At 57.8% G+C, this 15,080-nt stretch carries 12 protein-coding genes; 9 read left to right on the plus strand and 3 right to left on the minus strand.

Annotated features, from left to right (window positions below; all coding sequences use genetic code 11):
* Positions 1-8: 8 nt before the first annotated feature.
* From rstA to tus, 4 genes are all read left to right on the plus strand, one after another.
* A complete protein-coding gene (gene rstA, locus C6A40_RS04565; RefSeq protein WP_021241154.1) occupies positions 9-725 on the plus strand; it encodes a two-component system response regulator RstA in 717 nt (238 codons plus the stop codon).
* Between the two features lie 244 nt (positions 726-969).
* Positions 970-1,230, plus strand: coding sequence for a hypothetical protein (locus C6A40_RS04570; protein ID WP_008500551.1), 261 nt, complete (start codon positions 970-972; stop codon positions 1,228-1,230).
* Between the two features lie 75 nt (positions 1,231-1,305).
* On the plus strand, positions 1,306-2,604 hold the full coding sequence (rstB, locus tag C6A40_RS04575) for a two-component system sensor histidine kinase RstB (RefSeq protein ID WP_114191242.1): 1,299 nt from the start codon (positions 1,306-1,308) through the stop codon (positions 2,602-2,604).
* 73 nt (positions 2,605-2,677) lie between these two features.
* Complete coding sequence (gene tus, locus C6A40_RS04580) at positions 2,678-3,607, plus strand: DNA replication terminus site-binding protein (RefSeq protein WP_045336050.1); 930 nt, start codon at positions 2,678-2,680, stop codon at positions 3,605-3,607.
* Here tus and fumC read toward each other — a convergent pair whose 3' ends face one another.
* Both fumC and fumA read right to left on the minus strand, forming a co-directional pair.
* Positions 3,608-5,002, minus strand: a complete 1,395-nt coding sequence (fumC, locus tag C6A40_RS04585; protein ID WP_025911542.1) for a class II fumarate hydratase — start codon at positions 5,000-5,002, stop codon at positions 3,608-3,610.
* Positions 5,003-5,185: 183 nt separating this feature from the next.
* Complete coding sequence (gene fumA / locus C6A40_RS04590; protein ID WP_044596731.1) at positions 5,186-6,832, minus strand: class I fumarate hydratase FumA; 1,647 nt, start codon at positions 6,830-6,832, stop codon at positions 5,186-5,188.
* A gap of 199 nt (positions 6,833-7,031) precedes the next feature.
* Here fumA and manA point away from each other — a divergent pair, with 199 nt between their 5' ends.
* Positions 7,032-8,207: a mannose-6-phosphate isomerase gene (gene manA / locus C6A40_RS04595; protein WP_021241150.1), complete on the plus strand. Its 1,176-nt coding sequence runs from the start codon at positions 7,032-7,034 to the stop codon at positions 8,205-8,207.
* A 99-nt stretch (positions 8,208-8,306) separates the two neighbouring features.
* A complete protein-coding gene (locus C6A40_RS04600) occupies positions 8,307-9,839 on the plus strand; it encodes a YdgA family protein (protein WP_058657388.1) in 1,533 nt (510 codons plus the stop codon).
* A 114-nt stretch (positions 9,840-9,953) separates the two neighbouring features.
* Here C6A40_RS04600 and C6A40_RS04605 read toward each other — a convergent pair whose 3' ends face one another.
* Entirely contained in the window at positions 9,954-10,982 is a 1,029-nt protein-coding gene (locus C6A40_RS04605; protein WP_021241148.1) for a Mal regulon transcriptional regulator MalI, read from the minus strand.
* Positions 10,983-11,161: 179 nt separating this feature from the next.
* Between C6A40_RS04605 and malX the strand changes: the two genes are divergently transcribed.
* The 3 genes from malX (at position 11,162) to add (ending at position 15,073) form a co-directional block, all read left to right on the plus strand.
* Positions 11,162-12,754 carry a maltose/glucose-specific PTS transporter subunit IIBC gene (gene malX, locus C6A40_RS04610; RefSeq protein ID WP_023343984.1) on the plus strand — a complete coding sequence of 531 codons (1,593 nt, stop codon included), beginning with the start codon at positions 11,162-11,164 and terminating at the stop codon, positions 12,752-12,754.
* A 48-nt stretch (positions 12,755-12,802) separates the two neighbouring features.
* Positions 12,803-13,975 carry a MalY/PatB family protein gene (locus tag C6A40_RS04615; protein WP_045336054.1) on the plus strand — a complete coding sequence of 391 codons (1,173 nt, stop codon included), beginning with the start codon at positions 12,803-12,805 and terminating at the stop codon, positions 13,973-13,975.
* Between the two features lie 96 nt (positions 13,976-14,071).
* Positions 14,072-15,073, plus strand: a complete 1,002-nt coding sequence (add, locus tag C6A40_RS04620; RefSeq protein ID WP_023327220.1) for an adenosine deaminase — start codon at positions 14,072-14,074, stop codon at positions 15,071-15,073.
* Positions 15,074-15,080: the final 7 nt, after the last annotated feature.

Here is a 15,080-nt window from a genome sequence, read left to right on the forward strand (position 1 = left end):
GACGCTGTATGAATAAGATTGTTTATGTTGAAGACGAACCCGAAGTCGGGCAGCTGATCGCCGCCTATCTGGGTAAACATGATATGGACGTCATTGTTGAACCTCGTGGCGATCGTGCCGAAGAGGTGGTCGTCCGTGAAAACCCGGATCTGGTGCTGCTGGATATCATGTTGCCGGGCAAAGACGGCATGACGCTCTGCCGCGACCTGCGCGCCCGGTGGGAGGGCCCTATCGTCCTGCTCACCTCACTGGACAGCGATATGAACCATATTTTGTCGCTGGAGATGGGTGCCAATGATTACATTCTGAAAACCACACCGCCTGCCGTCCTGCTCGCTCGCCTGCGCCTCCATTTACGCCAGCACGCCAGCATCGAACGCGAAGCACCGGCGCCGTCTCTGACGCCGCACAAAGCGATGCGCTTCGGTACGCTGTCTATTGATCCGATTAACCGTCAGGTGCTGCTCTCTGGCGAGCTTATCGCCCTTTCCACCGCAGATTTTGACCTGCTGTGGGAGCTGGCAACGCATGCCGGGCAGATCATGGATCGTGACGCGCTGCTGAAAAACCTGCGTGGCGTAAGCTATGACGGAATGGACCGCAGCGTGGACGTGGCGATTTCGCGTCTGCGCAAAAAACTGCAGGATAACGCCACCGAGCCCTACCGCATTAAAACCGTGCGTAACAAGGGCTATCTGTTTGCCCCACATGCGTGGGAAACCTGATCGCCGGACAGGATAACCTGCGCGAAATAAAGGCATTATGCGAGAATGCCCTTCTTTCGCGCGTTTATTTTTACGTTTGCGCAACAATTAACTTGCTAAGCACGCAAACTATTCCATAATTACCTTCTCGACTCTCCTTTCTTCAGCTCGCCCCGCTCTTGCGATTGTTTTACTCATTTTCGCCGTGAAGCTTTCACGACATCTCTCCAATAAATCTTGAAATGAGGATTTAAGCTCATGAATTATGTATAGCTACGGTCAGGTAGAAGCGATAAAAACCAATCTTGAGTGGATTGTTAATCAGGCAACCCTGAACCACGCCTCCCCCTCACGCACCGATCAAAAAGCGCTCTTTGACCTGCTGGAACTCATCCAGTCTTACGAAATACTGCTGGATCTCATCAGCGAATACGGAACGGATGTGATTGATACGCACATTGCAGAAGGCCTGGCCGTGACGGAAAAATTCATCGCCAAGGTAAAAAACAGCGCGAAAGCCGTCTAACACGCTCGACAGACGTGAAAAACGCGAAGGGTTTTCATGTATATTCTGCACATAGCGTTTTTGCGGTGAGATCCAATGAAAAAGCTGTTTGTGCAGTTTTATCTTTTACTGTTTGTCTGCTTCCTGGTGATGACCATGCTGGTCGGCCTGGTCTATAAATTTACCGCCGAACGCGCGGGCAGGCAGTCTCTGGACGACCTGATGAAAAGCTCGCTCTATCTGATGCGCAGCGAGCTGAGAGAGATCCCGCCACACGACTGGGCGAAAACCCTGAAAGAGCTGGATCTCAATCTGTCATTCGATTTACGCATCGAGCCGTTGAAAGATTTCGATCTGGACCCGCCCGCCATGCAGCGTCTGCGCGACGGGGATATCGTCGCGCTGGATGAGAAATACACTTTTATCCAGCGAATTCCGCGCAGCCATTACGTGCTGGCCGTCGGGCCGGTGCCCTATCTCTATTATCTGCATCAGATGCGCCTGCTGGACATGGCGCTGATGGCCTTTATCGCCATTTCACTCGCGTTTCCGGTTTTTATCTGGATGCGCCCGCACTGGCAGGACATGCTGAAACTCGAATCCGCCGCACAGCGTTTTGGCGAGGGGCATTTTACAGAGCGTATTCACTTCGTCAGCGGTTCCAGCTTTGAACGTCTGGGCGTGGCCTTTAACCAGATGGCCGATAACATCAATGCCCTTATCGCCAGCAAGAAACAGCTGATCGACGGAATTGCGCACGAGCTGCGCACGCCGCTGGTACGCCTGCGCTATCGTCTGGAGATGAGCGAGAACCTGACGGAAGCAGAGTCTCAGGCGCTTAACCGCGACATTGGCCAGCTTGAGGCGCTGATTGAGGAGCTGCTGACCTACGCGCGCCTCGATCGCCCGCAAAACGAGCTGAACCTCAGCACGCCGGATCTGCCCGCCTGGCTGCAAACCCACATTGACGACGTTCAGAGCGTGAACCCGCAGCGCACGCTGTTGACGCGCGTCACGCCGGGTGACTACGGCGCGCTCGATATGCGCCTGATGGAGCGCGTGCTGGACAACCTGATGAACAACGCCATGCGCTACAGCGAAAGTACGCTGCAGATTGGGCTGGATCTGCAGGGCAATCAGGCCCGCCTGACGGTAGAGGATGACGGACCGGGGATTGCCCCGGAAGCACGCGAAACCGTGTTTGAACCGTTTGTCCGCCTCGATCCCAGCCGCGATCGCGCCACCGGCGGATGCGGTCTGGGGCTAGCAATCGTCCACTCTATCGCGCAGGCGATGGGCGGCACGGTGCATTGCGAAGAGAGCGAGCTCGGCGGCGCGCGCTTCTGCTTTAGCTGGCCGGTGTACCATAACATCGCCCTTCCCGTCCCTGCCTGACTTCAACCGCACGCTGGCCTGACCCGGCGTGCTGTGCTATATGATAAGTATGTTGTAACTAATGAGAGTGCTTATGGCGACCTACGATCTTATCGAACGGCTGAACAGCACGTTTCGGGAAATAGAACATGAGCTGCTGGCCCTGACAGAACGTTTGCAGACCTGCCGCCTGCTGGCCGCGCGCGTCTTTACCCTGCCCGAGGTGGCCAAAGGGGCCGAGCACGATCCGCTGGACACCATCGACGTGAAGCAGCACATCGGCAAGGCCGCACTGGAGCTGGCGATGAAGCACTATCGCCATCTTTTTATCCAGCAGCAGTCTGAACAGCGCAGCAGCAAGGCGGCCGTACGGCTGCCGGGCGTGATCTGTCTGCAAACCGATGCAGTAGCGCGCGAGGCGCTGGAAAGCCAGATTGCCCATATCAACAGTCTGAAAGCGGCATTTGAGAAAATCGTTACCGAAGAGTCGGGCCTGGCCCCCGCCGCCCGGTTTGAGTGGGTGCACCGTCAGCTTCCGGGGTTAATTACCCTGAATGCCTATCGCACGCTGACGGTTCTGCGCCATCCCGCCACGCTGCGCTTCGGCTGGGCGAATAAGCACATCATTAAAAACTTCACCCGGGATGAAATTCTGGCGCAGCTGGAAAAGAGCCTGAAGACGCCGCGCACCGTCGCGCCGTGGTCGCGTGAGCAGTGGATCGAGCGCCTGGAGCAGGAGTACCACAGCATCGCCTCGCTGCCAGCTGATACGCGCCTCAAAATTAAGCGCCCGGTGAAGGTGCAGCCTATCGCCCGCGTCTGGTATTCCGGCCAGCAAAAACAGGTGCAGTATGCCTGTCCAACGCCGCTGATTGCGCTTTATGATGCCGACCAGGGGGCTATCGTGCCGGATATTGGTGAGTTGCTGAATTACGATGCTGAAAATGTCCAGCACCGTTACCGACCTCAGGCGCAGCCGCTTCAGCTCATTATTCCGCGACTGCACCTGTACGTGGCGAGTTGATTATTTCAGACTGCCAACCATCGCCTCAGGGCGCACCCAGGCATCAAACTCCGCCTCCGTCAGATAGCCCAGCGCCAGGGCGGAGGCTTTCAGCGTCAGCCCCTCCTTATGCGCTTTTTTGGCGATTTCGGCGGCTTTGTCGTAGCCGATATGGGTATTGAGCGCGGTGACCAGCATCAGCGACTCATTTAACAGCTGGCTGATGCGCTCGCGGTTTGGCTCGATCCCCACCGCGCAGTGTTCGTTAAAGCTCTCCATGCCGTCCGCCAGCAGACGAATCGATTGCAGAACGTTGTGGATCACCATCGGGCGATAGACGTTCAGCTCGAAGTTGCCGGATGCACCGCCCAGGTTGACGGCCACGTCGTTGCCCAGTACCTGACAGCAGAGCATGGTCATGGCTTCGCACTGGGTCGGGTTGACTTTACCCGGCATAATGGAGCTGCCCGGCTCGTTTTCCGGAATGCTGATTTCACCGATGCCGCAGCGCGGGCCCGAGGCCAGCCAGCGCACGTCGTTGGCGATTTTCATTAGCGACGCCGCCAGCCCTTTCAGCGCGCCGTGGGTGTGGACCAGCGCATCGCAGGTCGCCAGCGCTTCGAATTTGTTGGGCGCCGTGACGAACGGCTGTCCGGTTATGGCCGCAAGCTCCTCCGCCACGCGCACCGCATACTCCGGATGGGTGTTTAACCCGGTGCCGACCGCCGTGCCGCCGAGCGCCAGCTCCGCCAGGTGCGGCAGGCTGTTTTCAATATGCTTCAGGTTATGTTCCAGCATCGCCACCCAGCCGGAAATCTCCTGGCCGAGCGTCAGCGGCGTGGCGTCCTGCAGGTGCGTACGGCCAATTTTGACGATATCGCGGAAGGCCTGCGCTTTCTCGTTGAGCGTGGATTTGAGGACGTTGAGCTGGGGGATAAGCTGCTCGCGGATAGCAATCACCGCCGCCACGTGCATGGCCGTGGGGAAGACGTCGTTAGAACTCTGGCTCTTGTTGACGTCATCGTTCGGGTGAACCTTGCGCTCCATGCCGCGCACGCCGCCCAGCAGTTCGCTGGCCCGGTTCGCCAGCACTTCGTTCATGTTCATGTTGCTCTGGGTGCCGGAACCGGTCTGCCAGATGGCGAGCGGAAATTCGTCGGGATGCTTGCCCGCCAGCACTTCGTCGGCGGCATTTATGATGGCGGTGGCCTTGTCTGCCGCCAGCAGGCCTAAATCCTGGTTCACTTTCGCGGCTGCGCGTTTGGTGAGCGCCAGCGCCTGAATCAGCGAGACGGGCATTTTTTCGGTCGAAATACGGAAGTGCTCCAGCGAACGCTGGGTTTGCGCGCCCCATAGCTTGTCGGCCGGGACGTCGATGGCGCCCATCGAGTCTTTCTCATGGCGTACCGTGGTCATTACTTTCTCCTTGATAACACTGTCGGGATTGCTCACATGCTTAAGGGGTAAGTATTGATGACTTCTGAGAAACGGTATGGCGCTTTGTGCGCTCTTTTTGGTGTCGGGTGGCGGCTTCGCCTTACCCGACCTACGAGAATGTAGGCCGGGTAAGCGTCAGCGCCACCCGGCATTTTCTTCAGACTACTTCACACACGCCGAACACTGAGAGGACTGGATCTGCTTGAAGAAGTCGTTGCCTTTGTCATCCACGAGGATAAACGCCGGGAAGTCTTCCACCTCAATTTTCCAGATCGCTTCCATGCCCAGTTCCGGGTATTCCACGCACTCCAGGCTCTTGATGCTGCCCTGCGCCAGCACCGCTGCCGGGCCGCCGATGCTGCCGAGGTAGAAGCCGCCGTGCTTGTGGCAGGCGTCCGTTACCTGCTGGCTGCGGTTGCCTTTCGCCAGCATGATCATGCTGCCGCCGTTAGCCTGCAGCTGGTCGACGTACGAGTCCATACGGCCCGCCGTGGTTGGGCCTAATGAGCCAGAGGCATAGCCTTCAGGCGTTTTCGCCGGGCCCGCGTAGTAGATCGGGTGATCTTTTATGTACTGCGGCAACCCTTCGCCGTTGTCCAGACGCTCTTTCAGCTTCGCGTGCGCAATGTCGCGGCCCACGATAATCGTGCCGTTCAGGGAGAGACGGGTCGAGACCGGATACTGAGACAGCTGCGCCAGGATCTCTTTCATCGGACGGTTCAGATCCACGCGAACCGCTTCCCCCTCGCCCGCTTTACGCAGTTCTTCCGGGATGTATTTGCCCGGGTTGTTTTCCAGCTTTTCGATCCAGATGCCGTCGCGGTTGATCTTGGCCTTGATGTTGCGATCCGCAGAGCAGGAGACGCCCATCCCGACCGGACAGGATGCACCGTGACGCGGCAGACGGATCACGCGCACGTCGTGGGCGAAGTATTTACCGCCAAACTGCGCGCCGAGCCCCAGATTGCGCGCTTCTTCCAGCAGCTCCTGCTCAAGCTGCACGTCGCGGAACGCCTGCCCGTGCTCGTTACCTTCGGTTGGCAGGCCGTCGTAGTATTTGGTTGAGGCCAGCTTCACGGTCTTCAGCGTGCTTTCCGCCGAGGTACCGCCAATCACAAACGCGATATGGTACGGCGGGCACGCCGCGGTGCCGAGGGTGCGCATCTTCTCAACCAGGTAGTTCTTCAGCTTGCCCGGGGTGAGCAGCGCTTTGGTCTCCTGATAGAGATAGGTTTTGTTGGCCGAACCGCCGCCTTTGGCGATGCAGAGGAATTTGTACTCGTCACCGTCGACGCTATAGAGATCGATCTGTGCAGGCAGGTTAGTGCCGGTGTTGACCTCTTTGTACATGTCCAGCGCCGCGTTTTGCGAGTAGCGCAGGTTGTCTTCGGTGTAGGTGTTATATACGCCGTGCGCCAGCGCCGCTTCATCGCCGCCGCCGGTCCAGACGCGCTGGCCTTTTTTACCGACGATGATCGCCGTACCGGTATCCTGGCAGGTAGGCAGAATGCCTTTCGCCGCGATATCGGAGTTACGCAGGAACTGCAGGGCAACGTACTTGTCGTTTTCGCTGGCTTCCGGGTCGCTCAGAATATCGGCCACCTGCTGCTGGTGCGCAGGACGGAGCATAAACGAGGCGTCGTGGAAAGCATGCTGCGCCAGCAGCGTCAGCGCCTGCGGATCCACCTTGAGGATCTCTTGTCCTTCAAACTCAGAGACGGAGACGTGATCGCGGGTTAACAGGTAATACTCGGTCTGATCCTTACTGAGGGGGAAAGGATCCTGATAATGGAAGGGTTTATTCGACATTGGTCTCTCACTTACTGCTTCGGTCTGTTTATTCAGGGCAGATGTTCCGCTGCCCGGCTTAAAAGCGAGTCAGCTTATCCTACACAATTTTTTAACAAAAACTGAGACTAGTACGACTTTTTACATCCACAGGTTACTTCCATGTGGTTTATTGCTTTAATACCCGGAGTTTATTCCACATTTGAATCAGGGCTTGATAATGCAAAAACTCATTAACTCAGTGCAAAACTACGCCTGGGGAAGTAAAACTGCGTTAACGGATCTCTACGGTATCGCGAACCCGAACAACCTGCCGATGGCAGAACTGTGGATGGGGGCGCACCCGAAGAGCAGCTCAAAAATTGAAGACGCCAGCGGCCAGGCACGCAGCCTGCGTGACGTAATTGACGCCGATAAAGCCGCGCTGCTGGGCGACAAGGTGGCTCAGCGCTTTGGCGAACTGCCGTTCCTGTTTAAAGTACTGTGCGCTGACCAGCCGCTCTCCATCCAGGTTCATCCGAACAAGCAAGCGTCTGAAATCGGCTTTGCGAAAGAGAACGCGGCGGGTATTCCGTTAGACGCCGCCGAGCGTAACTACAAAGATCCTAACCACAAGCCGGAGCTGGTGTTCGCGCTGACGCCGTTCCTGGCGATGAACGCGTTCCGCGAATTTTCAGAGATTATCTCCCTGCTGCAGCCGGTCGCGGGTGCCAATAACGCTATCGCGCATTTCCTTGAAAACCCGAACGCTGAGGCGCTAAGCCAGCTGTTTGCCAGCCTGCTGAACATGCAGGGTGAAGAGAAATCCCACGCCCTGGCGGTGCTGAAAGCCGCCCTGGACAGCCAGCAAGGTGAACCGTGGGAGACCATCCGTCTTATTGCGCAGTTCTATCCGGACGACAGCGGCCTGTTCTCCCCTCTGCTGCTGAACGTGGTGAAGCTGAATCCGGGTGAAGCAATGTTCCTGTTCGCGGAAACCCCGCACGCCTATCTGCAGGGCGTGGCGCTGGAGGTGATGGCCAACTCTGACAACGTGCTGCGCGCGGGCCTGACGCCGAAATACATCGACATCCCCGAGCTGGTTGCCAACGTCAAGTTCGTGGCGAAACCTGCCGCGGAGCTGCTGACTCAGCCGGTGAAAAACGGCGCAGAGCTGGACTTCCCGATTCCGGTTGAGGATTTTGCTTTCTCCCTGCACGACCTGAGCCAGACAGAAACGACCATCGCACAGGAAAGTGCGGCGATCCTGTTCTGCGTGGAAGGCGAAGCGACGCTGCACAAAGGCGAACAGCGTCTGGTGCTTAAGCCCGGTGAATCAGCATTCGTTGCAGCCAATGAGTCTCCGGTTAGCGTAAGCGGCACCGGTCGACTGGCGCGCGTTTTCAATAAGCTTTAAGCACTTACTGAATTTTTTAACAACTCTTGCTAAGCTAGTTGCAGGCTTAATATCTCCAGGCGGTTTTTACCGCCTGGTTTCATTTTAGGGATAGTCGCAATGAAAAAATCGGTCGTAGCGGTAGGAGTGATTGTAGCGTTAGGCGTGGTCTGGACGGGTGCCTCCTGGTTTACCGGGAAACAGCTGGAAGGACGCCTGGCTGAGATGGTGGCGCAGGCTAACGGAGAGATTAAGCGCAGCGCGCCGGAAGCGGGCCTTGAGCTGAGCTACCAGAATTATCAGCGCGGCGTGTTTACCAGCCGTATGCAGGTTGTGGTGAAGCCGGTTGCCGGTACGGAAAACGGCTGGCTGAAACCGGGTCAGAGCGTGGTGCTGGATGAAGTGGTCAGCCACGGTCCCTTCCCGCTGGCGCAGCTAAAGTCGTTTAACCTGATCCCGTCAATGGCGTCCGTTCACACGGTCCTGGTGAATAACGACGTCACCAAACCGCTGTTCGACCTGGCAAAAAATACCTCACCTTTCGAAATCGACACCCGCATCAGCTATGCCGGTGACACCAGTTCCGATATCGCGCTGAAAGCGCTGAACTACGAGAAAGAGAATGAGAAAGTCGCCTTTAGCGGTGGTCACTTCAAACTTGACGCGGACCGCGACGGGAACGTGTTCTCCCTGACGGGTGAAGCGGAAAGTGGCCTGGTCAACGCCGTGAACGAATACAATCAAAAAGTTCAGCTCACCTTCAACAACCTGAAGGCCGACGGCAACAGCCGCATGACCGATTTTAAAGAGCGTATCGGCGATCAGAAACTGTCTCTCGATAAAGTCGCCATTGCGGTTGAAGGCAAAGAGATGGCCGTGCTGGAAGGCATGGACGTCAACGGCAAATCCGACGTGTCCAAAGACGGTAAGAGCATCAATACCCAGCTGGATTACACGCTGAAGAGCCTGAAAGTGCAGAATCAGGATCTGGGCACCGGCAAACTGTCGCTGAAGATCGGCAATATCGACGGCCAGGCGTGGCACGAATTTAGCCAGAAATACAGCAAAGAGAGCCAGGCGCTGCTGACCGATGCCGCGCTGCAGCAGAACCCGGAAGTCTACCAGCAGCAGGCGATGGCAGTGCTGTTCAACAACCTGCCGATCCTGCTGAAAGGCGAGCCGGTGATCACCGTTGCGCCGCTGAGCTGGAAAAACAGCAAAGGTGAAACCAGCTTCAACCTGTCTCTGTTCCTGAAGGATCCGGCCACCGCCACGGGTGAACCGCAGACGCTGGCGCAGGAAGTGGATCGCAGCGTGAAGTCGCTCGACAGCAAGCTGACCATCCCGATGGATATGGCGACCGAGTTTATGACCCAGATTGCGAAGCTGGAAGGCTACGGCGAAGAAGACGCCGGCAAGCTGGCGAACCAGCAGGTGAAAGGTCTGGCGGCCATGGGCCAGATGTTCCGCATCACGAAGGTGGACAACAACACGATTTCCACCAGCCTGCAGTACGCCAACGGCCAGGTCACGCTCAACGGCGACAAAATGCCGCTGGAGGATTTTGTCGGCATGTTTGGCATGCCTGCTCTGGGGATGCCGGAACCGGCTGAACCGGCAGCGCCAGCCGAACCGGCGGCACCGCAGCAGTAAACGTCAAAACCCCTCGCATGAGGGGTTTTTTATTGCCGGGTGGCGCTGACGCTTACCCGGCCTACGATTCCGGGCCGTTGTAGGCCCCCGCAAGCGCAGCGCCGCCGGGCGATATTATTTCACCGTCACTAACCGCGCCGCCACAATCTGGTGCCCGGCCTGAACGTCCGTATTGTCGATGCGCTGCATGATCCTGTCCGCCAGGGTGTAGCCCATCTCCCGCGCTGGGGTCGTGGCCCAGACGATCGGCAGATCGTCGAGCGCGTTTTCACCGACGTCGGCGAACGCCCCCAGCGCCACCTGGTGGCCGAAGAAGGTTTCAACACCCCCTTCACCGCTCTGACGCCCGGCGCGGATCAGGCCAAACCAGGCGCCCATGGCGATCACATCGTTATAGCAAATGACGGCGCTGATGGTCGGGCTGCTGCGCAGTAGCGCGCCTATCGCTTCCGCCGCCATCTTCTGGCTGGACTCACACTCAACAACCCACTCGCTGTGGAACGGCAGGCCGTATTTAATCAGCGTCGCGCAGTAGCCGCCGACCCGTTCGGCGCGGGTCAGGGACGAACTTTTGCCGCCCAGCCAGGCAATGCGCTGATGGCCGCGACGAATAAGATGCTCGGTCAGCATTTGCGCCGCCTGCATGTTATCCGGGCGCAGCGTATCGGCTTCATCGAGGTAGCTGGCGCGTGAAGCAAACACCAGCGGCACGCCTTTTTCAGCGGCACGCTCGCACAGCTCGCTGCCCACGCCCGACGCCCCGGCGACGATCACCCCGTCCACACCCTGATTCAGCAGCATATCGAGCCGGGAAAGCAGCTGATCGGCCTCGCGACCGCCGTGAAGCAGAAAGACCATCCGCCCCTGCGCTTCAAGCGCTTCGGTTAAGCCGGCGGTCAGCTCCGCATAAAAAGGTGACGTCAGGTCACGGACAATCAGGCCAATCACCCCGCTTTGCCCGCCGCGCAGCGCCGACGCCTGACGGTTTCGCACAAAGCCCAACTGCTCAACCGCCTCGTTTACCCGCTGACCGGTCGCGGGAGAGATGCGTCCTTTGCCGCTGAGTACCAGAGAAACGGTGCTGACGGAAACCCCCGCCGCCAGCGCGACATCGTTGATGGTGACTTTTTTCGCTACAGCCATGTGTTGGCGTGACTCCCTGAAAAATGAGATCGGTAAAACGTTTTATCAATACGTTATCTTTATACTACCAGTCAAAGCCTGAGAATGTGATTTAGCGCGCACTAAACTTTGATAAAACGTTTTATCTTCTCGCAGCATTGAAGCAGACAAACTGATTTTAACAATAAAGGAGTCGTTTTATGACGGCGAAAGCAGCACAAAAAATATCGCTGTGGGAATTTTTCCAGCAACTGGGTAAAACCTTTATGCTGCCCGTGGCGCTTCTCTCGTTCTGCGGGATCATGCTCGGGATCGGCAGTTCGCTCAGCAGTAAAGACGTCATCACGCTGATCCCCTTCCTCGGCGCGCCCGTGCTGCAGGCGATCTTTATCTGGATGAGTAAAGTCGGCTCCTTTGCCTTCAGTTTCCTGCCCGTGATGTTCTGTATTGCAATCCCGCTGGGCCTGGCCCGCGAGAACAAAGGCGTCGCGGCGTTTGCCGGTTTTGTGGGCTACGCGGTGATGAACCTGGCGGTTAACTTCTGGCTGACCGCGAAAGGCATACTGCCGACCACCGACGCTGCCGTGCTGAAGGCCAACAACATTCAGAGCGTGATTGGTATTCAGTCCATCGACACCGGGATCCTCGGGGCGGTGATCGCCGGGGTAATTATCTGGATGCTGCACGAGCGCTTCCACAATATCCGCCTGCCGGATGCCCTGGCTTTCTTCGGCGGCACCCGCTTTGTCCCGATCGTGACCCTGGTCGTTATGGGTCTGTTTGGTCTGATTATTCCGCTGATTTGGCCAGTTTTCGCTATGGGCATCAACGGCATTGGCCGCATCATTAACGGCGCGGGAGATTTTGGTCCGATGATCTTCGGCACCGGCGAGCGTCTGCTGCTGCCGTTTGGCCTGCAGCATATCCTGGTGGCCCTGATTCGCTTCACCGAAGCGGGCGGCACCATGGAGGTGTGCGGTCACGACGTGAGCGGCGCGCTGACTATCTTCCAGGCGCAGCTGAGCTGCCCGACGACACACGGCTTCTCCGAAAGCGCAACCCGCTTCCTGTCTCAGGGTAAAATGCCTGCCTTCCTCGGCGGCCTGCCGGGTGCTGCGCTGGCAATGTACCACTGCGCGCGCCCGGAAAACCGTCATAAAATTAAAGGCCTGCTGATTTCCGGCGTGATCGCCTGCGTCGTGGGCGGTACCACCGAGCCTATCGAGTTCCTGTTCCTGTTCGTCGCACCGGTGCTGTACCTCATCCATGCGGTGCTGACCGGTCTGGGTTTCACCGTGATGGCGGTGCTGGGCGTCACCATCGGCAACACTGACGGCAACGTGATCGACTTCGTGGTGTTCGGGATCCTGCACGGCCTGTCGACTAAGTGGTATCTGGTCCCGGTCGTGGCGGCAATCTGGTTTGCGGTGTACTACGGGATCTTCCGCTTCGCCATCACCCGCTTTAACCTGAAAACGCCAGGACGCGATATCGATACGGCCACCAGCGTTGAACAGGCGGTTGCCGGTACCGTGGGCAAATCCGGCTATAACACCCCTGCCATTCTGGCGGCGCTGGGCGGTGCGGATAACATCACCTCGCTGGATAACTGCATTACCCGCCTGCGTTTGTCGGTGGCGGATATGTCAAAAGTGGATACTAACGCCCTCAAGGCCAACCGGGCCATCGGCGTGGTACAGTTAAACCAGCACAATTTGCAGGTGGTTATCGGCCCGCAGGTACAGTCAGTGAAAGATGAACTGGCGACCCTGATGCGAACAGTAGAAGCCTGATGCCTCAGCCCCCTCACCATGAGGGGGTTTTACGTTAAGGATTAAAGCATGTTTGATTTCTCAACCGTCGTGGATCGACACGGCACCTGGTGTACGCAGTGGGACTATGTCGCCGACCGCTTTGGCGCGGCGGATCTGCTGCCCTTCACCATCTCGGATATGGATTTCGCCACCGCCCCCTGCATAACCGACGCGCTGCAACAGCGCATTCATCACGGCGTGTTTGGCTATAGCCGCTGGAAAAACGACGCGTTTCTCGCCGCCGTCGCGCACTGGTTCCAGCAGCGCTTTAACACCCGAATTGATACCGAAAGCGTGGTTTATGGCCCCTCCGTCATCTACATGGTCTCGGAACTGATTCGCCTCTGGTCAAAACCCGACGACGGCGTGGTGGTTCACACCCCGGCATACGATGCCTTTTACAAAGCCATAGAGGGAAACGGGCGTCGTGTTGTGGCGGTTGAAATGGAAAAACAGGCCGCTGGCTGGCAGGGCAATATGGCAGCCCTGGAAGCGGCGCTGGCGAAACCGGAAAACAAAATTTTGCTGCTGTGCAGCCCGCAGAATCCGACCGGCAAGGTCTGGACGCGGGATGAATTGACGCAGATGGCGGAACTCTGCGAGCGCTATGACGTGGCGGTTATCAGCGATGAAATCCATATGGACATGGTGTGGGGAGAACATCGTCACACGCCGTGGACCGCAGTGGCGCGGAGCAAATGGGCGCTTCTGACCTCCGGTTCGAAAAGCTTTAACATTCCGGCGCTGACGGGGGCTTATGGCCTGATCGGCGATGAAGAGAGCCGTAACGGCTATCTCAGCGCGTTAAAAGGTCGGGACGGGCTCTCTTCCCCTTCCGTGCTGGCGCTAACGGCACATATCGCCGCCTATCAGCAAGGGGGGCCGTGGTTGGATGCCCTGCGGGGTTATCTGGAAGACAATCTGTTGTATATCGCTCAGGAAGTAAACCGCGCTTTTCCGAAACTCAACTGGCAGCCGCCGGAAGCGACCTATCTTGCCTGGATCGATCTGCGTCCGCTGAACATTGACGATCGGGCGCTGCAAAAAGTGCTGATCGAGCAGCAAAAGGTCGCCATCATGCCGGGATATACCTATGGAAAAGAGGGAAATGGCTTCGTACGCCTGAATGCAGGCTGCCCGCGCAGCAAGCTCGAGCAAGGGGTTCAACGCCTGATTGCCGGCATTAATACGCTTCTGTAATCAATTTGCGCAACGGAATATTCCCTTGCGCAAATAGCTTTTTACCCCGTTTTGTTTTTATAATATGGCGCACTTTAACCAGAAAAGAGTGCGACCATGATTGATACACGCCTGCCTTTAACTGATATTCATCGTCACCTTGACGGTAACATTCGTGCCCAAACCATCCTCGATCTTGGCCGCCAGTTCAATTTAACGCTTCCTGCTCAGACCCTTGAGTCCCTGATCCCTCACGTGCAGGTGACCTCTAATGAACCGGACCTGGTCAGCTTCCTGAGCAAACTCGACTGGGGCGTGAAAATGCTGGCGTCGCTGGATGCCTGCCGCCGCGTGGCGTTTGAGAACATCGAAGATGCCGCCCGCAACGGCCTGCACTACGTCGAGCTGCGCTTCTCGCCGGGCTACATGGCGATGACCCACAACCTGCCCGTTGCAGGCGTCGTGGAAGCCGTCATTGAAGGCGTCCGCGAAGGGTGTAAAACCTTCGACGTTCAGGCTCGCCTGATCGGCATCATGAGCCGTACCTTCGGTGAAGCCGCCTGCCTGCAGGAGCTGGAAGCGCTGCTGGCCCATCGCGATGCCATCACCGCCGTCGATCTCGCCGGTGATGAACTGGGCTTCCCGGGCAGCCTGTTCCTCTCCCACTTCAACCGCGCGCGCGATGCCGGCTGGCACATTACCGTGCACGCGGGTGAAGCGGCTGGCCCGGAAAGCATCTGGCAGGCCATCCGCGAGCTGGGCGCCGAACGTATCGGTCACGGCGTGAAGGCGGTAGAAGACCGCGCCCTGATGGATTTCCTGGCGGAGCAGCGTATCGGGATTGAGTCGTGCCTGACGTCTAACATTCAGACCAGCACCGTAGCATCGCTGTCGCAGCACCCGCTGAAAACCTTCCTCGAGCACGGCGTGCTGGCCTCGCTGAACACGGACGATCCGGCGGTTCAGGGCGTGGATATCATCCACGAGTACAACATCGCCGCACCGCAGGCGGGATTGAGCCGCGAGCAGATCCGTCAGGCGCAGATCAACGGGCTGGAGATCGCCTTCCTGACGCCTGCAGAGAAGCAGGCGCTGAAAGATAAAGTGGCTCGCGGTTAACACCGTT

It is taken from the genome of Enterobacter sp. GER_MD16_1505_Eko_090, from assembly GCF_003331015.1.
GTDB classification, from domain to species: domain Bacteria; phylum Pseudomonadota; class Gammaproteobacteria; order Enterobacterales; family Enterobacteriaceae; genus Enterobacter; species Enterobacter roggenkampii.